The 24,255-nt window shown below is 37.1% G+C and carries 19 protein-coding genes; 9 read left to right on the top strand and 10 right to left on the bottom strand.

Annotation, left to right across the window (positions count from 1 at the left end):
• Positions 1-77: 77 nt before the first annotated feature.
• The 8 genes from rpoC to pgk form a co-directional block, all read right to left on the bottom strand.
• Entirely contained in the window at positions 78-4,295 is a 4,218-nt protein-coding gene (gene rpoC, locus J3U35_RS08670) for a DNA-directed RNA polymerase subunit beta' (protein WP_267360802.1), read from the bottom strand.
• A gap of 91 nt (positions 4,296-4,386) precedes the next feature.
• Positions 4,387-8,415 (bottom strand): DNA-directed RNA polymerase subunit beta, encoded by a 4,029-nt coding sequence (gene rpoB, locus J3U35_RS08665; RefSeq protein ID WP_065559746.1) that lies wholly within the window; start codon positions 8,413-8,415, stop codon positions 4,387-4,389.
• 245 nt (positions 8,416-8,660) lie between these two features.
• Positions 8,661-9,029 (bottom strand): 50S ribosomal protein L7/L12, encoded by a 369-nt coding sequence (gene rplL, locus J3U35_RS08660; RefSeq protein WP_065559747.1) that lies wholly within the window; start codon positions 9,027-9,029, stop codon positions 8,661-8,663.
• A 58-nt stretch (positions 9,030-9,087) separates the two neighbouring features.
• The gene (rplJ, locus tag J3U35_RS08655; protein WP_025316516.1) at positions 9,088-9,585 is read right to left on the bottom strand and encodes a 50S ribosomal protein L10; all 498 of its coding nucleotides are present in this window, start codon (positions 9,583-9,585) and stop codon (positions 9,088-9,090) included.
• Between the two features lie 234 nt (positions 9,586-9,819).
• Positions 9,820-10,521 carry a 50S ribosomal protein L1 gene (gene rplA / locus J3U35_RS08650; protein ID WP_065559748.1) on the bottom strand — a complete coding sequence of 234 codons (702 nt, stop codon included), beginning with the start codon at positions 10,519-10,521 and terminating at the stop codon, positions 9,820-9,822.
• A 3-nt stretch (positions 10,522-10,524) separates the two neighbouring features.
• Entirely contained in the window at positions 10,525-10,953 is a 429-nt protein-coding gene (gene rplK, locus J3U35_RS08645) for a 50S ribosomal protein L11 (RefSeq protein WP_065559749.1), read from the bottom strand.
• Between the two features lie 175 nt (positions 10,954-11,128).
• Positions 11,129-12,208, bottom strand: coding sequence for a class II fructose-bisphosphate aldolase (fbaA, locus tag J3U35_RS08640; RefSeq protein ID WP_065559750.1), 1,080 nt, complete (start codon positions 12,206-12,208; stop codon positions 11,129-11,131).
• A gap of 74 nt (positions 12,209-12,282) precedes the next feature.
• Positions 12,283-13,446, bottom strand: coding sequence for a phosphoglycerate kinase (pgk, locus tag J3U35_RS08635; protein ID WP_065559751.1), 1,164 nt, complete (start codon positions 13,444-13,446; stop codon positions 12,283-12,285).
• Between the two features lie 229 nt (positions 13,447-13,675).
• On the opposite strand from pgk, the gene rpsT reads away from it, so the two are divergent.
• From rpsT to dtd, 4 genes are read left to right on the top strand one after another with little or no spacing between them, the layout of a single operon-like run.
• On the top strand, positions 13,676-13,939 hold the full coding sequence (rpsT, locus tag J3U35_RS08630; RefSeq protein WP_025316521.1) for a 30S ribosomal protein S20: 264 nt from the start codon (positions 13,676-13,678) through the stop codon (positions 13,937-13,939).
• 34 nt (positions 13,940-13,973) lie between these two features.
• Positions 13,974-14,642 (top strand): SPOR domain-containing protein, encoded by a 669-nt coding sequence (locus J3U35_RS08625; RefSeq protein WP_267360800.1) that lies wholly within the window; start codon positions 13,974-13,976, stop codon positions 14,640-14,642.
• Between the two features lie 8 nt (positions 14,643-14,650).
• The gene (locus J3U35_RS08620) at positions 14,651-15,493 is read left to right on the top strand and encodes a virulence factor BrkB family protein (RefSeq protein WP_267352147.1); all 843 of its coding nucleotides are present in this window, start codon (positions 14,651-14,653) and stop codon (positions 15,491-15,493) included.
• Positions 15,494-15,500: 7 nt separating this feature from the next.
• Positions 15,501-15,935, top strand: coding sequence for a D-aminoacyl-tRNA deacylase (gene dtd, locus J3U35_RS08615; RefSeq protein ID WP_267360798.1), 435 nt, complete (start codon positions 15,501-15,503; stop codon positions 15,933-15,935).
• A gap of 89 nt (positions 15,936-16,024) precedes the next feature.
• Here the strand turns inward: dtd and J3U35_RS08610 are convergent, their stop codons facing one another.
• The gene (locus J3U35_RS08610; RefSeq protein ID WP_267360796.1) at positions 16,025-17,404 is read right to left on the bottom strand and encodes a histidine-type phosphatase; all 1,380 of its coding nucleotides are present in this window, start codon (positions 17,402-17,404) and stop codon (positions 16,025-16,027) included.
• 268 nt (positions 17,405-17,672) lie between these two features.
• Here J3U35_RS08610 and dauA point away from each other — a divergent pair, with 268 nt between their 5' ends.
• Together dauA and J3U35_RS08600 are read left to right on the top strand one after the other, a co-directional pair.
• Positions 17,673-19,346: a C4-dicarboxylic acid transporter DauA gene (gene dauA / locus J3U35_RS08605; RefSeq protein WP_267360794.1), complete on the top strand. Its 1,674-nt coding sequence runs from the start codon at positions 17,673-17,675 to the stop codon at positions 19,344-19,346.
• 187 nt (positions 19,347-19,533) lie between these two features.
• Entirely contained in the window at positions 19,534-20,082 is a 549-nt protein-coding gene (locus tag J3U35_RS08600; RefSeq protein WP_220215987.1) for an HdeD family acid-resistance protein, read from the top strand.
• A 108-nt stretch (positions 20,083-20,190) separates the two neighbouring features.
• Here the strand turns inward: J3U35_RS08600 and rsgA are convergent, their stop codons facing one another.
• The gene (gene rsgA, locus J3U35_RS08595; RefSeq protein WP_267360792.1) at positions 20,191-21,219 is read right to left on the bottom strand and encodes a small ribosomal subunit biogenesis GTPase RsgA; all 1,029 of its coding nucleotides are present in this window, start codon (positions 21,217-21,219) and stop codon (positions 20,191-20,193) included.
• A gap of 79 nt (positions 21,220-21,298) precedes the next feature.
• On the opposite strand from rsgA, the gene orn reads away from it, so the two are divergent.
• The 3 genes from orn to hemH are packed head-to-tail and all read left to right on the top strand — an operon-like array spanning position 21,299 to position 24,114.
• On the top strand, positions 21,299-21,862 hold the full coding sequence (gene orn, locus J3U35_RS08590) for an oligoribonuclease (protein ID WP_065559759.1): 564 nt from the start codon (positions 21,299-21,301) through the stop codon (positions 21,860-21,862).
• Positions 21,863-21,867: 5 nt separating this feature from the next.
• The gene (waaA, locus tag J3U35_RS08585) at positions 21,868-23,139 is read left to right on the top strand and encodes a lipid IV(A) 3-deoxy-D-manno-octulosonic acid transferase (RefSeq protein WP_267352143.1); all 1,272 of its coding nucleotides are present in this window, start codon (positions 21,868-21,870) and stop codon (positions 23,137-23,139) included.
• A 9-nt stretch (positions 23,140-23,148) separates the two neighbouring features.
• Positions 23,149-24,114, top strand: coding sequence for a ferrochelatase (gene hemH, locus J3U35_RS08580; RefSeq protein ID WP_267360791.1), 966 nt, complete (start codon positions 23,149-23,151; stop codon positions 24,112-24,114).
• Positions 24,115-24,255: the final 141 nt, after the last annotated feature.

Here is a 24,255-nt window from a genome sequence, read left to right as displayed (position 1 = left end):
AAAACTCCTTTCATTTCATTTGAGATAAAAAAATAGCACGTGCAATCACGTGCTATTTTAATAACTCGTCCTACTGACTATTGGTTTTCTTCTGCAGAATTAAGTAACTCAGCTAAGTTAGCTGTTGCTTCTTCAACAGAAATTGTTGTTTGAATATCATCACTTGATGGCATTGCACGTTTACGTAAACGCTCTTTATGGTAAGCATAACCAGTACCAGCCGGAATCAATCGACCAACAATGACATTTTCTTTTAAGCCACGTAATTCGTCGTTTTTACCAGCAACAGCTGCTTCGGTTAATACGCGAGTCGTTTCTTGGAACGATGCCGCAGAAATAAACGATTCAGTTGTTAATGATGCTTTAGTAATACCAAGTAGATCGTGTAAATAAACAATTGGTTCTTTACCTTGTGCTTCAAGCTCACGATTAATAATCTTCAAGCGTGAAACTTCAAGTTGTTCACCGTCAAGTAGACGAGAACCACCCGGATGAATAACCGTTGCTTTACGCAGCATCTGACGAACGATAACTTCAATGTGTTTATCATTGATTTTTACACCTTGCAGGCGATAAACTTCTTGAACTTCGTTAACAATGTAACGTGTTACCGCATTTACACCACGTAGACGTAAGATATCATGTGCTGATTCAGGACCATCCGAAATCACATCACCACGTCCAACTTGTTCGCCTTCAAATACGTTAAGTTGACGCCATTTAGGAATCATCTCTTCATATGGTTCACTGCCATCTAATGGCGTGATGATCAAGCGACGTTTACCTTTGGTCTCTTTACCAAACGAAATAATACCATCAATTTCAGCAAGAATAGCTGATTCTTTCGGTTTACGAGCTTCAAATAAGTCAGCTACGCGTGGTAAACCACCGGTAATATCTTTAGTCCCTACAGAGGCTTGTGGAATACGTGCAAGCGTATCACCCACATTGATTTCTGCACCATCTTCTAATTGAACTAATGCTTTACCTGGTAAGAAGTATTGTGCAAGCATTTCAGTACCTGCAACATAGATATCTTTACCTTTAGCATCAACAATTTTGATTGCAGGACGTAAATCTTTACCTACACCTGTTCGCTCCGCGACATCTAAAATTACAATCGATGATAAACCTGTTAATTCGTCGGTTTGACGGGTAATAGTTTGACCATCAACCATATCAACAAATTTAACAAAGCCTTTCGCTTCAGAGATAACTGGCATTGTATGCGGATCCCAGTTAGCAACTGTTTCACCAGCATCGACTGCTGCACCATTACCTTTTGTTAAAATCGAACCATAAGGAACTTTGTAAGTCTCTTTCATTCGACCTAAATCATCGATAATCGTTAACTCAGCATTACGTGATGTAATAACTAATTTCTTGTCTGGGTTAGTCACAAATTTAGCATTAGTTAATTTAATACTACCTTTGTTTTTAACTTGAACACTTGATTCTGCTGCCGCTCTTGATGCCGCACCACCGATATGGAACGTACGCATGGTTAACTGTGTACCTGGCTCACCGATTGATTGAGCTGCGATAACACCGATTGCTTCACCTTTATTCACCAAGTGACCACGTGCTAAGTCACGACCATAACATTTCGCACAAACACCAAAATCAGTATCACACGAAACAACAGAACGAACTTTAACACTATCAACCGATTCAGCTTCTAGTAAATCACAATAGCTTTCATCAAGTAATGTGTTACGTGGAATCAATATATCGGCACTGCCTGGTTTTAACACATCTTCAGCCGTTACACGACCTAATACACGTTCACGAAGTGGCTCTTTAACATCTCCACCTTCGATAACCGGTGTCATCACTACGCCTTCTAATGTGCCACAATCGTCTTCAATAACAACTAAATCTTGTGCAACATCAACTAAACGACGAGTCAAATAACCAGAGTTCGCCGTTTTTAACGCTGTATCAGCAAGACCTTTACGAGCACCATGGGTAGAAATAAAGTACTGAAGTACGTTTAATCCTTCACGGAAGTTTGCTGTAATTGGTGTTTCGATAATAGAGCCGTCCGGTTTTGCCATCAAACCACGCATACCTGCTAACTGACGAATCTGTGCTGCAGAACCCCGCGCACCTGAGTCGGCCATCATATAAATACTGTTGAAAGAAGATTGTACTTCTTCTTTACCTTCACGATTAATCACTTTTTCAGTTGATAAGTTATCCATCATGGCTTTTGCAACACGTTCATTGGCTGCTGCCCAGATATCGATAACTTTATTATAACGTTCACCTGCTGTGACTAAACCTGATTGGAATTGCTCTTGAATTTCAGCGACTTCAATTTCAGCTTCGTTGATGATTTGTAATTTCTTAGCCGGAATTTCCATATCATCAATACCAACTGAAACACCAGAACGTGCAGCATAAGCAAAACCGGTATACATCACTTGGTCAGCCAAAATTACGGTTTCTTTCATACCGAGTTGACGATAGCAAATATTCAAAATACGTGAAATTGCTTTTTTGCCAAGTGGTTGGTTAATCACTGAGTAACTCATCCCTTTTGGCATAATCAACCATAAAATAGCACGTCCAACAGTAGTATCAATAACTGACGTTGTTTCTTCCCACTCACCAACACTATTACGTTGGCTTTCAGTGATACGCACTTTAACTTTAGCATGTAGCTCAACAAGACCTAAACGATACAGTTTTTCTGCTTCTTTAGGACCGGTTAAAATCATGCCTTCACCTTTCGCATTGACTTTATCACGAGTCATATAGTAAAGACCTAATACCACGTCCTGTGAAGGAACAATAATAGGCTCACCACTCGCAGGCGAAAGAATGTTGTTAGTTGACATCATTAACGCACGCGCTTCTAATTGCGCTTCTAACGTTAATGGTACGTGAACCGCCATTTGGTCACCATCGAAGTCAGCATTGAATGCCGCACAAACTAATGGATGTAACTGAATCGCTTTACCTTCAATTAAGATAGGTTCAAATGCTTGAATACCCAATCTGTGAAGTGTTGGTGCACGGTTTAGTAATACGGGATGTTCACGGATAACTTCATCTAAGATATCCCAAACAATCGCATCTTCACGTTCAACCATTTTCTTCGCAGCTTTGATGGTTGTTGCATAGCCACGACGCTCTAATTTACCGTAAATAAATGGTTTGAAAAGCTCAAGTGCCATTTTTTTCGGTAAACCACATTGGTGTAAACGCAAGTATGGACCCACTGTAATTACAGAACGACCTGAGTAGTCAACACGTTTACCTAATAGGTTTTGACGGAAACGACCTTGCTTACCTTTAATCATATCGGCAAGTGATTTTAATGGACGTTTGTTTGAACCGGTAATAGCACGACCACGGCGACCATTATCTAATAATGCGTCGACAGATTCTTGTAACATACGTTTTTCATTACGTACAATAATATCTGGCGCAGCTAAGTCTAATAAACGTTTTAAACGGTTATTACGGTTGATCACTCGACGATAAAGATCATTCAAATCTGATGTTGCAAAACGTCCGCCATCAAGTGGTACTAATGGACGTAAATCTGGTGGCAACACAGGCAATACATTTAAGATCATCCATTCAGGTTTATTTTCTGATTGAATGAATGCTTCAATAATCTTAATGCGTTTAGTGATTTTCTTCCGTTTTGTTTCAGAGTTTGTTGTTGAAAGTTCGTCACGTAGTGCTTCACATTCCGCTTGTACATCAATATTACGCAACAACTCTTGGATAGCTTCGGCACCCATGCGAGCATCGAATTCATCACCAAACTCTTCTAACGCATCTAAATATTGCTCTTCTGTTAAGATTTGACCACGCTCTAAGTTGGTCATACCACCATCAAGAACCATAAATGATTCAAAATAAAGAACACGTTCGATATCACGAAGTGGCATATCTAACAATAAACCAATACGAGATGGTAATGATTTTAAAAACCAGATGTGTGCAGTTGGCGATGCAAGTTCAATATGCCCCATACGTTCACGACGTACTTTCGCTTGTGTTACTTCAACGCCACATTTTTCACAGATCACACCACGGTGTTTTAAACGTTTATATTTTCCACATAAACATTCATAGTCTTTAACTGGTCCAAAAATACGCGCACAAAACAATCCATCACGCTCTGGTTTGAACGTTCGATAGTTGATTGTTTCAGGTTTTTTAACTTCACCAAAAGACCATGAGCGAATCATATCAGGAGAGGCAAGACCTATCTTGATAGCATCAAAATCTTCTGTTTTTGTCTGTGCTTTTAGAAACTTTAGTAAGTCTTTCACAATTGGCTCCTATGGAGTTAAACCAATTAGATAACTTATTATCGCTAATAAGTTATCCCTATAAATAGAAATCATTTTTAGTGAGTGAAGATTACTCTTCATCTAACTCGATATTAATACCTAGCGAACGAATCTCTTTTAACAATACATTAAATGATTCTGGAATCGCAGGTTCCATACGATGATCACCATCTACAATATTTTTATACATCTTAGTACGGCCGTTTACGTCATCTGATTTAACCGTTAGCATTTCTTGTAGTGTGTAAGCAGCACCATAAGCTTCAAGTGCCCATACTTCCATCTCACCGAAACGCTGACCACCAAATTGAGCTTTACCACCCAATGGCTGTTGAGTAACCAGACTATATGAACCTGTAGAACGTGCATGCATCTTATCATCAACTAAGTGATTTAATTTCAGCATGTACATATAACCTACCGTTACCGGACGTTCAAACTGTTCACCTGTACGACCATCATACAATGTAATTTGACCTGAAGTCGGCAAATCACCCAATTCTAGTAATGACTTGATTTCTTGCTCTTTTGCACCATCAAACACTGGTGTAGCAAGTGGCATACCATTACGTAAATTTTGTGCCAATGTCATCACTTCTTGATCGGTAAACTCTGCAACATTAACTTTTTGTGCAGCACCTAAACCAAGATCGTATGCTTTTTGGATAAACTCACGTAATTTAGCAAGTTCTTGCTGTTCTTTAAGCATTGTGTCAATTTTTTGACCAATACCTTTAGCCGCCATACCTAAGTGGGTTTCTAGGATCTGTCCAATGTTCATACGAGATGGAACCCCTAGTGGGTTTAACACGATATCGACTGGACGACCTTTGTCATCATATGGCATATCTTCAATTGGATTTATCTTAGAGATAACCCCTTTGTTACCATGACGACCCGCCATTTTATCACCAGGCTGAATTTGACGTTTAACCGCTAAGTAAACTTTAACAATTTTGAGCACACCAGGTTGTAAATCATCACCTTGTGTAATCTTCATGCGTTTAGCTTCAAGCTTTTTGTTAAACTCAAGTTTAATTTCTTCGTGCTGTTCAGCAAGTTGCTCTAACTGTGCTTGTTTGCTTTCGTTTGAAATACCGATTGTTAACCATTTTTCTCGTGGTAATGCATCTAATTTATCAGCTTTAATACCACCTGAAATTAACACATCACGAATACGCGCAAATAAAGCTGCTTCTAAGATTTTAAGCTCTTCAGTTAAATCTTTTCTTGCTTGTTTAAGTTGCATCTCTTCAATTTCAAGTGCACGTTTATCTTTTTGTACACCATCACGAGTGAAGACTTGGACATCAATAACCGTACCAGAAACACCATTTGGTACACGTAAAGACGTATCTTTAACATCAGATGCTTTTTCACCAAAAATTGCACGTAGTAATTTTTCTTCTGGTGTTAATTGTGTTTCACCTTTAGGCGTCACTTTACCAACAAGAATATCACCACCTTTCACTTCAGCACCGATATAAACAATACCTGATTCATCTAATTTAGAAAGCGCAGCTTCACCCACATTTGGAATATCAGCGGTGATTTCTTCAGCACCTAATTTAGTATCACGAGATACACAAGATAACTCTTGAATATGGATCGAGGTAAAACGATCATCTTGTACCACTTTTTCAGAAACTAAAATAGAATCCTCAAAGTTATAACCATTCCATGGCATAAATGCCACGCGCATGTTTTGACCTAATGCAAGTTCACCTAAATCAGTTGATGGACCATCTGCAAGTACATCACCACGTTCAACTTTTTCGCCTAATTCCACACATGGAATTTGATTGATACAAGTATTTTGGTTAGAACGGGTATATTTAGTTAAGTTATAAATATCAATCCCTGTTTCACCCGCATACATTTCATCGGCATTGACATTGACTACGATACGTGACGCATCAACATATTGAACAGTACCACCACGACGAGCAACGGCTGTTACACCTGAGTCAACAGCTACCGCACGTTCCATACCAGTACCAACAAATGGTTTTTCCGCTTTTAATGTCGGAACTGCTTGACGTTGCATGTTTGCACCCATCAAAGCACGGTTCGCATCGTCATGTTCCAAGAATGGAATTAATGACGCACCAACCGACACGATTTGTTGTGTTGAAACGTCCATATAATGAACTTGTTCAGGACTATATAAGCCCGACTCACCATTTAAACGACAAGTCACTAAATCTTCTTTAAAGCGACCTTCTTCATCAAGGTTTGAGTTTGCCTGTGCAATAACAAATTCACTTTCGTCAATCGCTGATAAATAATTAATTTCATCAGTCACAACACCGTCAATCACTCGACGATATGGTGTTTCTAAGAAACCATACTCATTAGTACGAGAATAGACCGCTAACGAGTTAATCAAACCGATGTTTGGACCTTCAGGCGTTTCAATCGGACATACACGACCATAATGAGTTGGATGTACGTCACGGACTTCAAAGCCTGCTCGCTCACGAGTTAAACCACCCGGACCTAATGCAGAAATACGACGTTTATGCGTAATTTCAGATAATGGATTGTTTTGATCCATAAACTGAGATAACTGGCTAGAACCAAAGAACTCACGGATTGCCGCTGAAATTGGTTTAGCATTAATCATATCTTGTGGCATTAATGAATCAAGATCACCTAAAGATAAACGCTCTTTTACGGCTCTTTCAACACGCACTAAACCAATACGGAATTGGTTTTCTGCCATTTCACCAACGCTACGAATACGACGATTACCTAAGTGGTCGATATCATCAACATCACCATGACCATTACGAATACTGATTAATTTCTTCATAACGTCAACGATATCATCTTTAGTTAAGACGCTTTGACCTTCGATATCATCACGACCTAAAGAACGATTAAATTTCATTCGACCAACAGCTGATAAATCATAACGTTCATCAGAGAAGAATAAGTTGTCAAATAACGCTTCTGCAGCTTCTTTTGTAGGTGGCTCACCTGGTCGCATCATGCGATAAATTTCAACTAATGCACCTAAACGATCGCGTGTTGAATCAACATTTAATGTTTCAGAGATAAACGCACCATGATCAAGATCATTGGTGAATAATGTTTCAATTTTTTTGTAGCCTGCATTCGTTAATTCTAATAACAATTCTAATGAAATTGGTGTATTAGCGAATGCAATGACTTCACCTGTCGCGTCATTAACATAGTTTTTAGCAAGCACTTTATTAACGATGTATTCAACAGGTACATCAATTTTGCTTACTTTATCTTTTTCTAATTCACGAATATGACGTGCAGTAATACGGCGACCTTTTTCAGCGTACACTTTACCTTTTGATTCAATATCAAATAAGGCTGTTTCACCACGTAAACGCTCTGGGACTAAATCCATTTTTAATTTGGATTTGCCAACTTCAAAAATGGTTTTCTCAAAGAAGATATTTAAAATTTCTTCTGTTTCATAACCTAATGCGCGCAAAATAATTGTTGCTGGAAGTTTACGACGACGGTCAATACGAGCAAAAAGATTGTCTTTTGGATCAAATTCGAAATCAAGCCAAGAGCCACGATAAGGAATAATCCGAGCATTATATAAAACTTTACCAGAAGAGTGTGTTTTACCTTTATCACTATCAAAGAACACACCTGGACTACGATGTAATTGTGAAACGATTACCCGTTCGGTACCATTGATTACAAATGTTCCATTGTCCGTCATTAAAGGAATTTCGCCCATGTAGACGTCTTGCTCTTTAATATCTTTTACAGTTCCTTCTGGTGCATCTTTATCATAAATAACTAAACGTAATTTTACGCGCAACGGTGCTGAGTAAGTGATCCCTCTAATTTGACATTCTTTTACATCAAACACAGGTTCGCCCATCTTAAAGCTCACGTATTGTAACTCAGCATTACCACTATAACTTTTTATCGGAAATATTGAACGAAAAGCGGCTTCTAAACCATACTGACCTTCTGGATCTTGCTCAATAAATTTCTGGAACGAATCAAGTTGAATAGAAAGAAGATACGGTATATCCAAGACTTGTGGACGCTTACCAAAATTCTTACGAATTCGTTTTTTCTCGGTATAAGAGTAAACCATTAGTTCCTCAACTTGCTTATCTGCTATTTTAGCATGATTAAATATTCATCAGGAGCACTTCAATCGAATAATAACGCCTGACACCTCATCGAAAATATCTATAAATATCAATTGATTAGGCTTAATAAATATACTATTTCTTTATTGCTTTTTATTGATAGTCTTCAAATAAAATTCTTCGACTTTTTACAGCGCAAAAAGGCTGGAGGTAAAACCCCCAGCCATTTAGCTTGCTATCGATTAACTTATTTAAGTTCGACAGCTGCACCAGATTCTTCAAGTGCCTTTTTAAGTTCTTCAGCATCAGCTTTGCTAACACCTTCTTTAACTGTTGCAGGAGCTGATTCAACAAGATCTTTAGCTTCTTTTAAGCCTAAACCAGTTGCACCACGAACTGCTTTGATAACAGCTACTTTATTTGCACCAACATCTTTTAAGATTACATCAAATTCAGTTTTCTCTTCAGCTGCTTCAGCTGGACCTGCTGCTGCAACTGCAACTGCTGCTGCTGCAGAAACACCGAATTTTTCTTCCATCATAGATACTAGTTCAACAACGTCCATTACAGACATTTCAGCAACTGCATCTAAAATTTGTTCTTTAGTGATAGACATAATATAGTTTCCCAAATTTACAATTTTTAATTAATAAAATTCGTCATCATACTGCTAATTAAGCAGCTTCTTTTTGATCACGAACAGCTGCAAGAGTACGAACCAATTTGCCAGCTGCGGCTTCTTTCATGGTTGACATCAAGCGAGCTAATGCTTCTTCATAAGTAGGTAATGTTGCTAAGCGATCAATGTTCGCTGCAGTAATTAACTCACCTTCAAAGGCTGCGGCTTTAATCTCAAATTTATCGTTTTCTTTTGCAAACGCTTTAAAAATACGCGCAGCAGCACCTGGGTGCTCGTTTGAAAACGCAATTAGAGTAGGACCAACAAACGTATCTTTTAAACACTCATATTGAGTGCCCTCTACAACACGGCGTAATAGCGTATTACGAACAACACGCATATAAACACCCGCTTCACGAGCAGATTTACGTAATGCAGTCATTTTTTCTACAGTTACGCCACGAGAATCGGCAACAACTGCAGATAGCGCACCTTTGGCGATTTCATTAACTTCAGCAACAATTTCTTGTTTATTTTGAAGATTTAGTGCCATTGGTTTTGCTCCTGGATTAAAACTAGGCAAAGCCTAGACTTATTTAAACTAACTATAACAATATAGTTAGCACAACCACGATGAGCAGAATTCCTGTATTATATCTTATCAGGTTCTGTCACCGTCTACGTAGGAAAATTAAGTAATTAAACGTCAATTACACCTACGGTCTTGGACGGGGTCTGGTTAAGGCCAGACACCAACCGATTTTTTTGTTTAATTAATAATGATTAATTAAACAGATGCATTCAATGTTGTTTGATCGATAGCAACACCAGCGCCCATAGTAGTAGAAAGACTTACTTTCTTCACAAAGACACCTTTAGAAGATGCTGGTTTTGCACGTTTTAACGCAACAAGTAATGCTTCTAAATTTTCTTTAAGTTTAGCTGCATCAAAATCAGCTTTACCGATAGTAGTATGGATAATACCATTTTTATCGTTACGGTAACGGATTTGACCTGCTTTCGCATTTTTTACTGCTTCAGCAACGTTAGGCGTTACAGTACCAACTTTAGGGTTTGGCATTAAACCACGTGGTCCTAAAATTTGACCTAATTGACCAACTACACGCATAGCGTCTGGCGATGCGATAACGACATCAAAATTCATTTCGCCTTTTTTGATTTGATCCGCAAGATCGTCCATACCAACTAATTCAGCACCCGCTTCTTTAGCTGCTTCTGCATTTGCACCTTGTGTAAACACAGCTACACGAACGCTACGACCAGTACCATGAGGCAATACAATTGCACCACGAACATTTTGGTCTGATTTACGTGAATCAATACCTAAATTTACAGCAACATCAACGCTTTCAGTAAATTTAGCAGTCGCAAGCTCTTTTAATAAAGCAATTGCTTCGTTGATTTCATATTGTTTAGTTGCATTCACTTTTTCGCGGATAAGTTTAGCTTTCTTAGATAATTTAGCCATCGATTAACCCTCCACTTCCAAGCCCATTGAACGAGCGGTTCCTTCAATAGAACGCATCATTGATTCAATGGTAGCACCATTCATATCTGCAGCTTTTAATTCAGCGATTTCGCGAATTTGAGCACTCGTTACTTTACCTACTTTTTTCTTGTTAGGCTCACCTGAACCAGACTTGATTTTAGCAGCTTTCTTCAATAGTACTGCCGCAGGAGGAGTCTTAGTAACAAAGGTGAATGAACGGTCTGAATAGACTGAAATAACAACTGGAATAGGTAGACCTTTTTCCATGCTTTCTGTTTTCGCATTAAATGCTTTACAGAATTCCATGATATTAACACCATGTTGACCAAGTGCTGGACCAACTGGTGGACTAGGATTTGCTGCACCAGCTGCAACTTGCAACTTGATGTAAGCCTGTACTTTTTTTGCCATTTTTTGGTTTCCTTCTCTCGGGTGCAAACGCTTCTATTATATAAATAGACAGCTCCCCTAAGTTAAATGAGGGCAGAATTATCCTACAATTGATATACAAATGCAAGATTTATTTTATGAACAATTAATACAAAGTAGGAGATTCCCCACTTTGTATTAAAAATGAAAACGTTAATTAAAGTACGTTAACAGCGTTAAGCTCTTTAAATGCAAGTTCTAAACGAGCAACTAAAGAATCTTGACCTTTACGTAACCAAACACGTGGATCATAGTATTTTTTGTTTGGCGCATCAGGTCCTTCAGGATTACCTAATTGACCTTGTAAATAAGCTTCATTTGCTTTGTAGTAATCTAAAATACCCGCCCAGTTAGCCCATTGAGTATCGGTATCAATGTTCATTTTGATAACACCATAACTAACTGCTTCTGCAATTTCTTCAGGTGTTGAGCCTGAACCACCATGGAATACGAAATTCAGTGATTTTTCAGGTAAGTTGAATTTTTCTGATACGTATTTTTGTGAGTTATCTAAAATTTTTGGTGTTAATTTAACATTACCTGGTTTATATACACCATGCACGTTACCAAATGATGCAGCGATAGTGAAACGAGGACTAATTTCACTTAAACGCTCATAAGCATAAGCTACATCTTCAGGTTGAGTATAAAGTGCTGAACTATCCATATGGCTGTTATCCACACCATCTTCTTCACCACCAGTACAACCTAATTCTAGCTCTAATGTCATTTTCATTGCAGACATACGAGCAAGATACTGACAACAAATATCAATGTTATCTTTTAATGTTTCTTCTGACAGGTCAATCATATGTGAAGAAAATAGTGGTTTACCGGTTTTAGCAAAGTGAGTTTCACCAGCATCAAGTAAACCATCAACCCATGGAAGTAATTTTCTTGCACAGTGGTCAGTGTGAACAATCACTGGCACACCATATTTTTCAGCCATTAAATGAACATGTTTTGCACCAGAGATAGCACCTAGTACTGCACATTCTTGTCCTTCTAATTTAAGACCTTTACCAGCGATGAACTGTGCACCACCATTTGAGAATTGAACAATAACAGGAGAACCTACTTTTGCCGCTGTTTCAATTACCGCATTAATTGTGTTGGTATCAACACAGTTAACTGCTGGTAAAGCAAAGTTATTTTCACGAGCGATTTGAAATACTTTTTGAACATCATCACCAGTTACAACACCGGGTTTAACGACATCAGAAATCTTTGTAGCCATTTTATTACCTATGATTTAATTATTATAAAAAATAAAGGATGAGTAATCATCTCATCCTTTTTACTGAATCTATATTATGCTTTTGCTCTCGCTTCTAACATTGCAACAGCAGGAAGTTTTTTACCTTCAACAAACTCAAGGAAGGCACCTCCACCAGTTGAGATGTAAGAAATTTTATCTTCAATTCCAAATAAGTCAATTGCAGCTAACGTATCACCACCACCGGCAATTGAAAAACCTTCACTATCAGCAATTGCTTTAGCAACAATTTCAGTCCCACGACGGAAATTAGGGAATTCAAATACACCAACTGGACCATTCCATAATATGGTTTTCGCTTTTTTAATAATATCAGCTAATGCTTCAGCTGATTTATCACCTAAATCAAGAATTTGTTCATTTTCTTTAACATCAGAAACTGATTTTTCTGTAGCCGTTGCTGTTTCACTGAATTCAGTCGCAACACGTACATCAGTTGGAACAGGAATATGGCAGTTAGCCATCAATTTTTTCGCTTCTGGGATTAAATCCGCTTCATATAGTGATTTACCTACATTATAACCTTCAGCCGCAATGAAAGTATTAGCAATACCGCCACCGACAATAATTTGATCAGCGATTTTTGAAAGCGAATCAAGTACAGTAAGTTTAGTTGATACTTTAGAACCCGCAACAATCGCAACCATTGGACGAGCTGGGTTATCAAGTGCTTTTCCTAATGCATCAAGTTCCGCAGCTAATAAAGGACCAGCACATGCGATAGGTGCAAATTTACCCACACCATGCGTTGAAGCTTGAGCACGGTGAGCTGTTCCAAATGCATCCATTACATAGATATCACAAAGTGCGGCATACTTTTTAGATAACGTTTCATCATCTTTACCTTCACCTACATTGAAACGTACATTTTCAAGAACAACTAACTCGCCTTCTTTAACATCTACGCCATCAAGGTAATCTTTAACAAGACGGACAGGAAATGAAACATGTTCTTTTAAGTAATCAACGACTGGTTGCAATGAGAATTCAGGGTTATATTCTCCCTCTGTTGGACGACCAATGTGAGAAGTCACCATCACTTTAGCACCTTTTTTGATTGCTTCTTCAATTGTCGGTAATGATGCCTTGATACGTGCATCAGAAGTGACTTTACCATTTTTGACTGGTACATTAAGATCTGAACGAATAAATAAACGTTTCCCTTTTAGATCAAGATCTTGCATTCTAATAACAGACATGAGACTTCCTCTTAATAAAAAAATATAAATAAAAATAAACTTCATGTATTCTAACATAAAAATTCTTTTTAGGTTATAGCGATTATTGTTCAAATAGTAAACGTTTGTCATCAATGTGTAATTTATAAATTGCAAATTTTTTATGTAACGGCATTGACAACTGGCAGAAAATCAGGCATATTTTGCCGCCTTATTAATATGTAATTTTATTTAAACTTGGGAGTTGACTTTGGCTAATATCAAATCAGCTAAAAAACGTGCGGTTCAATCCGAAAAACGCCGTAAACATAATGCTAGTAACCGTTCAATGATGCGTACTTATATCAAGAAAGTTTACGCAGCTGTTGCAGCTGGTGATAAACAAACAGCTGAAGTAGCATTCAAAGACATGCAAGCAGTTGTTGACCGTCAAGCGGCTCGTGGCTTAATCCACAAAAATAAAGCTGCACGTCATAAAGCAAATTTAATTAAACAGATTAAAGCATTGGCTTAATGCCCTCATCTGTTAACTATTGTAGTTAAAGAAAATGCTAAAAAGTGGTGTAAGCCACTTTTTTTATTTGTATAATAATCAGTTATTCCATATCAATAAAAAAAGAATAAGAGAGTATATTGTGGTTCAGCGTGATTATGTGAGAAGAAAAAGTCGACCGAAAAAAAACAAATCAAGCTTTATGCCAAAATTTATGGTATTTATGGCAATTGTTCTTATTGTCTTATTTTCCGCCATTCTCTATTTAATTACCAATAATAAACCTAACAAACCCGTTGAACAACCAAAAGTCAAAACGCCTCCACCTGCCGTTACCTTACCAGAGCAACCTCAGGAACGTTGGACATACCTTAAAGCGTTAGAAACGCCCAATGCCAGTTCAAACGCAACATCGAATTCAGTTGCAAGCGAACGGCAACAAATTTTAGATAGTTTTGCGAATAACATTAATACACGATCGAATACCAATCAAACCTCATCGACAACAACGAAATGGACATTACAATGTGGTGCTTTTAAGGAAAAAGCCAATGCGGACACCCTAAAAGCTCAACTTGCTATGACAGGTATAAATGGTAATATTTCTTCTGGTCAGTTATATCGCGTTACAGCTGGGCCCTATACTAGCAAAAGCGAAGCTGATAAAGCGTTGAACTCATTAAAAAATAGTGGGATCAATAATTGTATTCTTTCTAACAAATAGAAAAAACCATGAAAACATTTCAGCAGATAACGTTGTTCTTAAAAATGTTGTGGGCTAAAATCAATCAGGATCAGTTGACCACATCCTCTGCCAGCCTTGCCTATACCACAATACTGGCACTCGTTCCGCTTATTACTGTTATTTTTTCATTATTATCCGCTTTTCCAATGTTTGATGAAATTAGCCTATCGCTAAAACAGCTCATTTACAGTAATCTCGTGCCTACCGCAAGTGATACCATTCAAAATTACTTAGAACAATTTATCACCAATACTAAAAAGATGACGGTAGTGGGTATAGTTGGATTAATCGTTACCTCATTATTGCTTATTAACTCAATTAATAGTGCGCTTAATCATATTTGGAGAACGAAACGCAAACGCTCATTTATGTATAATCTAACTATGTACTGGACAATATTGACTTTGGGGCCTATTTTAGCGGGCTCAAGTGTAGCGGTCAGTTCGTATATATTTTCGTTAAACTGGTTATCAACTGGAGCAACGGGGAATATTATGCTGAGTAGTTTACCGTTTATTATTTCTGTCGTTGGATTTTGGTTACTTTACAGTATTATCCCTACTGAATCCGTTCCTTTTAAAGAGTCATTCATTGGTGCGATTGTTGCAGCAATATTGTTTGAAATAGGTAAACGTGCCTTTGCGTTTTATGTAAGTTCATTTCCAACTTATCAGTTAATCTATGGCGTAGTATCTTCTATTCCAATCATGCTTGTTTGGATTTACTGTTCTTGGTGTATTGTCTTATTTGGCGCTGAATTTGCAGCAACCTTAACCGAATTTAACCGCCCTAAAAAACGAATATCGGATAACCAAGCTCAAGCGGAGTAATATTTTTATGATTGCCTTAATCCAACGTGTTAAACAAGCTTCTGTCACTGTTGAAGATCAGATTATTGGAAAAATTAATCATGGTTTGTTGATATTACTTGGTGTCGAGCAAGATGATGATGAACAAAAAGCAATTCGATTATGTGAAAAAGTCCTTGGCTACCGTATTTTCAGTGACAGCGACGGTAAGATGAACCTTAATGTTAATCAAGCTCAAGGTGAAGTTCTTGTTGTATCCCAATTTACTTTAGTTGCAGATACCCAAAAAGGAATGCGTCCAAGCTTTACCAAAGGGGCTAAACCAGAAGATGCCAATAGACTGTATCAATTCTTTGTTGAGCAATGCCAAAAGAATATTAAGACGCAAACTGGTCAGTTTGCAGCAGATATGCAAGTATCATTAATTAATGATGGTCCGGTAACCTTCTGGCTTCAGGTTTAGTCATTTGACGGATCATAGGCTTATGCAGAAATAGTTTCTACTTTACCTAATTCAGTAATACAGTCATTTACCATATGCTCAATCTAGAATCATTTTAATTTTTTAAGCATATCGATATCGGATTGATTTTCATTTAAGCCTAATTGATTTAATTTATTGGTATAATACTGTTTAACATCCTGCCAACGATAATAAGGATATTGTTGGGTGCTAATTGGCAGATGGACTTCTTGTTCATTTAATAAGATTTTAACCAGTATCGGATGATGTGGTTGTTCACTTTTATAAAAAATCCATTGTATATTGGCGCCCATAGGAATAATTTTTTCTGCATGCCAGACAGTCGGATAATCAAATAGCGTCTTGGCAACTTTTGTTGTACCCTCAATTTCCATTAGCGTTGCAAACGGAGAAAGCGTCTCTGCATGGGCAAAACGCAAATTAGCATCAACATTATTATTGGTAATTGCGTTATCGGCCGTCATTAGCATATTCCTTAATAAAGGTGCAGCAATTTTAATTTGAATACCATTGGCATCAAATGCCGGACCAATTTGTAAATAATTTTTGGCAGTGACAACCGTATTAAACCACGCATTTGCTTCCTCTGAAAAATAATCATCAAAATTAAGTTGATGATTAACTAATACCTCTGTGGGTAATGCCTGTAACTCTTGATAGAGTTGATAAACGGCCAGACTAAAATCTTCGGTTTTAATCGAATAATATTCACCAATATCCATTCCTACATTTAATTTTTCAATAAAATTATGGGTAAAAAATTTTATGGCGACGGTTTGACTCAGTGCGACAGTTTTAGGTGAACATTTAATTGCTTTTAAGGCATTTTTAACCGCTTTACTCTGTTTATATTTATCATAAGCAGGCGAATAGTTAAAAAAGCGTAACAACGTTTGTCCATTTTCGGGCTGGTTGGTGACTTGAATATGAGGATATTTTGCTTTAAAGGGTTGGACAAAAATTTCAGCCGTCTCTTTAGCCCTAGGCGACGTAGATGAAATTACCACAATGTTATGGCCTTTAAAGACCGTTGGATTATTTTTTAACATTCGCTGACTGATGAGACCAATATCTTGACGCCCTAAATCGGTTAACTCTCCATAGTGATTATTATTCAACTGTTTAATATACAAAACTTGCTTGAATAATGATTTTCCTTCATCAGTGAGTTGATTATCTTTGTCGGCTAATAATAATGTTTGATAGGCAATCTCTTCATATTTTGATTTACTAATATAGCGAGAACCATGACGACCAATATGATTAATATAAAATGCTTGATAGCCTTTTGGAGCAGGGGTAATGGTTTGCTTAGTATCATAATGATAGGCGGTTTTTGAGCCTGCTAGTTGTGGTAATGCAAAACAAAATGAAGAGAAAGCAAGTAACATAATTGTACCTATTCCCCTAGAAGAATGAACAAACACGTTTTGATTAATTACTACCATACATTGCTCCTGCTAATCATACCATATCAAGAAAAGCGAATGGGTCTACGACATTATTTTTAAACGATACTGGTATCAAATCAATAGAAAAAAGCATCTTAGAAACAATTTACAAAATCATTCCTAATAAACTTATTTATACCTCAATTGAAAAAGCCTAACGCAATTAAATGACAATATAAATTATTTTAATAACACTCTTTTAATTTTTGTAAAAAAGATTATCTTAGTAAGCATTTCAAAAAACTTCTATTAGTCGAATAAAATAATGAAATTATATGGCATAACTGGCACCAAAATTTGTTGCGCTTTTATCGCAGCGTGCATAAAAGAGCGTTACACATCTACCCGTTTTTTTAAGGATTTAATTGCTGGTATTACGGTTGGTATTATTGCTATACCATTAGCCATGGCTTTAGCAATAGCGAGTGGTGTTCCACCACAACATGGGCTTTACACCGCAATAATTGCAGGTTTTGTCATTGCATTAATCGGAGGTTCACGCTTCAGCGTATCGGGTCCAACAGCGGCATTTGTCGTGATTTTATATCCCGTTTCATTACAATTTGGTTTGTCTGGATTACTTGTTGCGACCTTATTATCCGGTGTCTTTCTAATTATCATGGGAGTAATTCGACTTGGTCGATTAATTGAATATATTCCTTTACCTGTTGTTTTAGGCTTTACCTCTGGCATTGCGATAACTATCGCCACCATGCAAATCAAAGATTTTTTTAGTTTAACACTTGAGCACATGCCGGAAAGTTATATCAGCAAAGTAACCGCTTTAGTTAAAACCTTTCCAACTATTAATCTTGCCGATACTGTAGTAGGAATTGTAACACTGATAGTACTGATTGTGTGGCCGAAACTTCGAATAAAAATATCCGGGCATTTACCTGCATTAATAACGGGTATTTTGGTCATGTTTATTTTGAATCAATTTGGCTATGAAATTGAAACTATCGGTTCTCGATTTACCTATATTTTACCTGATAATAGCATCGGTCATGGTATCCCGTCCGTTTTACCCGAATTTATCTTACCTTGGCAGCACGCTGATTTTAAATGGGATTGGTCAATGTTATCCGCTCTGCTTCCAATTTCGCTTACAATGGCAATGCTATGCGCGATTGAATCATTATTATGTGCCGTCGTATTAGATGAAATGACCCATACAAAACATCACTCAAATAGTGAACTTATCGGACAAGGATTAGGCAATATTATTGCGCCGTTTTTTGGAGGGATTTCAGCAACAGCCGCTATAGCCCGTTCCGCTGCTAATGTCAAAGCAGGCGCAACATCACCTATTGCTGCCGTGCTGCATTCGATTGTAGTATTGCTTGCACTCATTTGTTTTGCACCATTATTATCCTATATCCCTTTATCAGCAATGGCAGCCTTGTTATTAATTGTGGCATGGAATATGAGCGCTGTGCAACGAGTGATATATATAATTAAATGTGCACCTAAAGATGATATTTTAATCATGCTTATTTGCATGTCTTTAACCGTATTATTTGATATGGTTATTGCTATAACACTTGGCATAGTCTTAGCTTCAATCCTATTTATGCGTCGTATTGCACACATGACACGATTGGTTGAACTCAATCGAAGCAGTGAAAAAACATTAGTACTTCGCATTAATGGACCACTATTTTTTGCCGCCGCTGAACGTACCTTTTCCGAAATCTATCAGAAAATAAATGGCTATGAGCACATCGTATTACAGTGGGATGCGGTGCCTATTCTTGATGCGGGTGGGCTTAATGCATTACGCCATTTTGTTGATGAATTGCCAGAACAAGTAGATTTATCTATTTGTGAATTACAATTCCAACCATTGAAAACATTAGCCAGAGCCAAGTTTATACCGATTTCGAATAAATTAATGTTTTATTCAACATTAGATGAAGCACTGAAAGATAAAAATTAAAAGGACAATTAGTTTTATTATATTGATTAATTATTATACGCAAAGGAAATGGTACGCATTTTCTTTGCATATTTAGCATTACCTCCGTCATGCCTTCTTTTCGCTCGCTAAAAACGTCTGGCAAGTTTGAATTGAAAGGCTATGTTGATTACAACCGAAAGTTAACCATATAAAATAGGAATTTAATATGATATCTACTGAAAATAATACTCAAGATCTTAAACAAAAAACAGGCTGGTTTATTTTTATCGGTGTGATTTTAATTATTTTGGGATGCTTAGCATTAGGCTACCAGTTTATTGCAACTGTCTTTTCTGTTTACTTTATCGGTTCATTACTTTTAATTGCAGGTATTGCGCAAATAATACATGCCTTTAATATTAAAGGTTTTGGTCAAACAGCCTTATGGGCAGTGATGGGGATTTTGTATATCTTTATTGGATTAATGGCGTATTTCCAACCTATTGCCGTTTCTTCTGCATTTACATTACTAATTTCACTCTTACTGGTTATCAGTGGGTTTACGCAAATATTTGCATCATTAAATAACCGAGAAATACCACGTTGGGGATGGATTTTAGCATCGGGGATTATTACGCTAATTTTAGGTTTAATGATTATTGCCGGCTGGCCATACGATAGCCTATGGGTATTGGGCATGTTTTTAGGAATTGACCTTATTTTCCAAGGTTGGGCGTATGTCGCTATCGGTTTTGCACTAAAAAAACGCCAATAGTTAAAATAGCTAATCTGATTGCTCATAATCATGTGTTTTGAGATTATGAGCAATGTTTTCTAACTCATTCAAGCTCACTATCATTTTCTGAACGTATTGAAAAGCAGGCTATTTATAGCTTTTATTTGTTTTAGCTTTCACATCCTTCATGGATTGTAAAATACGATGATAATTATCAAGTCTCGATGGTGCTATTTTTCCTTCTTGTACCGCTTTTTGTAACAAGCACCCTGGCGTATTTAAGTGATTGCAGTCACGGAATTGGCACCCGCCTAAATAATCACCGAACTCTATAAAGCCATGAATAACCTGTTCAGGTTCAAGATGCCATAATCCAAATTCACGAATCCCCGGCGAATCAATAATATCGCCACCATTGGGTAAATGATAAAGCCGTGTAGAGGTTGTGGTATGTTGACCAAGACCCGATAATTCAGAGATATCGCCCGTTAAAGCTGATTGTGCCTGTTCAGGCAATAACAGATTAATAATGCTTGATTTACCTACGCCAGACTGACCAACCAAAATAGACACTTTTCCTTGCAACGCATCTTGCAAAGGGGCTAACCCTTGCTGATTTTGACAAGAGACAAACAATAACGGATAACCAATATCCCGATAAATTGATAACTGCTTTTCAATCTCCGTACGCTGTTCAGGGGTAAGTAAATCAATTTTATTTAACACAATTATGGGCTGAATATTGGTTGCTTCACAAGCCACTAAATAACGATCAATAATGTTCAAGGATAATTCCGGTAAAACTGCCGATATAATGACAATCTGATCGACATTGGCTGCGACAGGTTTTACACCGTCATAAAAATCCGGACGCACCAATTCTGAGTGTCGAGGATGTACCGCCTCAATAATACCATTAGTATTGGGTTCCAAACTCTCTCGCCATATTACTTTATCACCGGTAACCAACGACGGTAAGGTACGGCGAATACTGCAACGATAAATTAGTCCAGTATCATCTTCGACGTCAGCGGATTTACCATAACGACTCACAACGACACCTTCACGCGGCAACGAAAAACTCGACAAGTTGTCATCTTGTCTTGTCTCTAATCGTTGCTGATGTTTAGCAGCTACACGCCTTTTTTGATTTTTTGATAATTGATTTTTTGCCACAGTTACGAATTTTTTACTAAACAGTTTGACAGATATGCTACACTACTCGGCATTAAAAAGAAAATTTCCACAGCAAATTATGATCAAACACTCTCAAATTAATAGTAGTAATCTAATTTGGATTGATCTTGAAATGACGGGACTTGATCCAAAAACTGATCGTATTATTGAAATTGCCACTATTGTAACTGACTCTGACCTTAATATTCTTGCAGAAGGTCCGGTTATTGCTGTTCATCAATCAGATGAACAATTAGCGCTCATGGATGAATGGAATCAAAACACTCATGGTAATTCGGGATTAATCGACCGTGTACGCAAAAGTACTATTTCAGAACAGCAAGCCGAACAACAAACCATCGCATTCTTACAACAATGGGTACCAGAAAACTGCTCACCAATATGTGGTAATACGATTGGTCAAGATCGACGGTTTTTATTTAACTATATGCCGAAGTTAGAAAAATATTTTCATTATCGTTATTTAGATGTCAGTACTATTAAAGAATTAGCAAAACGTTGGAAACCCGAAATTTTGAAAGGCATTACAAAACAAGGTACCCATCAAGCGCTTGACGATATTCGTGATTCCATTTCAGAACTTGTCTATTATCGTCAGCATTTTTTTAATCTAGATCATTAACGTGCATGCAAATTATCTATACCCTTTTATTATATCTAATTCAGCCATTTGTTTGGCTAAAACTATTATGGCGCAGTCGTAAAGCGCCAGCCTACCGTCAGCGCTGGTTAGAACGATATGGTTTTTGCAAAAATAAAGTCAAACCAAATGGTATTTTAGTGCATGCCGTATCCGTAGGTGAAACAATAGCGGCGATTCCGCTAATTAAAGCATTGCAACAAAAATATCCACAGTTACCAATCACTGTTACCACCATGACACCGACAGGTTCTGAGCGAGTAAAATCGTTATTAAAAGACAGTGTCAGTCATGTTTATCTACCCTATGATCTGCCCGGAGCCATAAAACGATTCTTAAAAACCACAAAGCCTAAAATTGTTATAATTATGGAAACTGAACTTTGGCCTAATTTAATTAGCCAATGTTATAAACAAAAAATTCCTTTAATTATTGCAAATGCCAGATTATCAGAACGATCTGCTGCTCGCTATGGCAAATTAGGCAAAGCAGTCAAACAATTATTTTCGAAAATCAGTATGGTGGCAGCTCAAAATCAGCAAGATGGTGAACGATTTGTTTCACTTGGTTTACCTGCTGATCATTTAGCAATAACAGGCAGCATAAAGTTTGATATTAACTTATCCAATGAGCAGCGCCAAAACATAAACCAGTTAAAACAACAATGGCAATTAAAAAGGCCTGTGTTAATTGCAGCAAGTACCCATAGTGGCGAAGATGAAATTATTTTAACTGCATTTAAAAAATTACTGCTTAAACATGCCAATTTATTGTTAATTCTGGTTCCACGTCATCCTGAACGTTTTAAAACGGTTGAAAAACTCATTAGTGATAATGGTTTTAATTATTTAAAGCGTAGTACAAATCAAATACCTACAGAACAAACTCAAATAGTTTTGGGCGATACAATGGGCGAACTAGTAGAGCTTTACGCAATGGCAGATATCGCTTTTGTTGGTGGTAGCCTAGTAAAACAGGGTGGACATAATCCTTTAGAGCCTGCACTGCACCATATTGCTATTATTACCGGTGAATATTTTTTTAATTTCCAAGTGATTTGTGAACAGTTGATTGAAGCGCAAGGAATGATTGTTTGCACAAACTCAGCGGATGATTTATATTCAACAATAGATCGCCTATTAAATGATAATAGTCGCCGAGTACAACTGGGCGAAAATGCCTATCTCGTTTTGAAGCAAAATCAAGGAGCACTCAGTAGACTTTTAGTAGTTATTAACCATTATCTTAATATCAAATGAGGCTAAGCTGTGGATAAAAAAAACGGTTTATTATTGGTTAATTTAGGTACACCTAGCGCGACAACGCCAGATGCTATAAAACAGTATTTAACAGAATTTTTGCTTGATCGACATGTTGTTGATCTGCCCAGCTTTATTTGGTATCCAATTTTAAAATATTTTATTTTACCTAAACGCATTCCGTACATTCTCAAGCATTACCAAAAAATCTGGATAGAGGGTAGTTCCCCCTTGTTACATTACAGTAAATTGTTACACAAAAAATTGCAGCAACACTTACCCAATATAAAATGTGAGCTTGCCATGACGTATGGTGAGCCGAGTCTTCAAGCTGCCTTAAATAACTTAAAATCCTGTAAAAAAATTACATTGTTACCCCTATTCCCGCAATATTCTACAACCACAACACTTGCCGTTCTGGATAAAATCAAACAATTAAATGATACCAATATTATAAGAAGTAATATTCACTATATTCGAGACTATGCTGATCACCCAAGTTACATTAATGCACTCTATTTACAGATAAAACAGGCTTTTTTAGAACAAGGGCAACCCGATGTTTTACTCCTTTCTTATCATGGTATGCCTGAGCGCTATATTATTAAACGCCATGATGATTATATCGAGCGATGTGAACTCACCACCTTATTATTAATTGAAAAGTGTTTAGCGAACGGCATCACGCTGCCAATACAAATGGCCTATCAATCAAAATTTGGAAAAGGAAAATGGGTGGAACCAAACACGAGTGACATACTTAGAAATTTAGCTTTAAATGGCGTGACTCGTGTTCATGTGATGTGCCCAGGATTTTCTGCGGATTGTATTGAAACTTGTTATGAAATAGATCAAGAAAATCGAGAAATATTCCTTAATTCAGGAGGAAAACACTTTCATTACATCCCTGCATTAAATGATTCACAACAACATATTAATACTATCATCGATCTCATACATCAGACGGAATCTTAAAAACCGATCCGACTTTTTTTTCGATTAATTTGATTTAAAATAAGATTAAAACTATATTTGCAAGTGAAATGTTAAATTTAACACATCATTGTACATTTATTACAATTAAAATGGACAATTATGAATACTTATCGATATGCT

Source organism: Gilliamella sp. B2717, assembly GCF_026536675.1.
Classification (GTDB): Bacteria; Pseudomonadota; Gammaproteobacteria; order Enterobacterales; family Orbaceae; genus Gilliamella; species Gilliamella apicola_I.
This window is presented reverse-complemented; position numbering and strand designations above follow the sequence as displayed.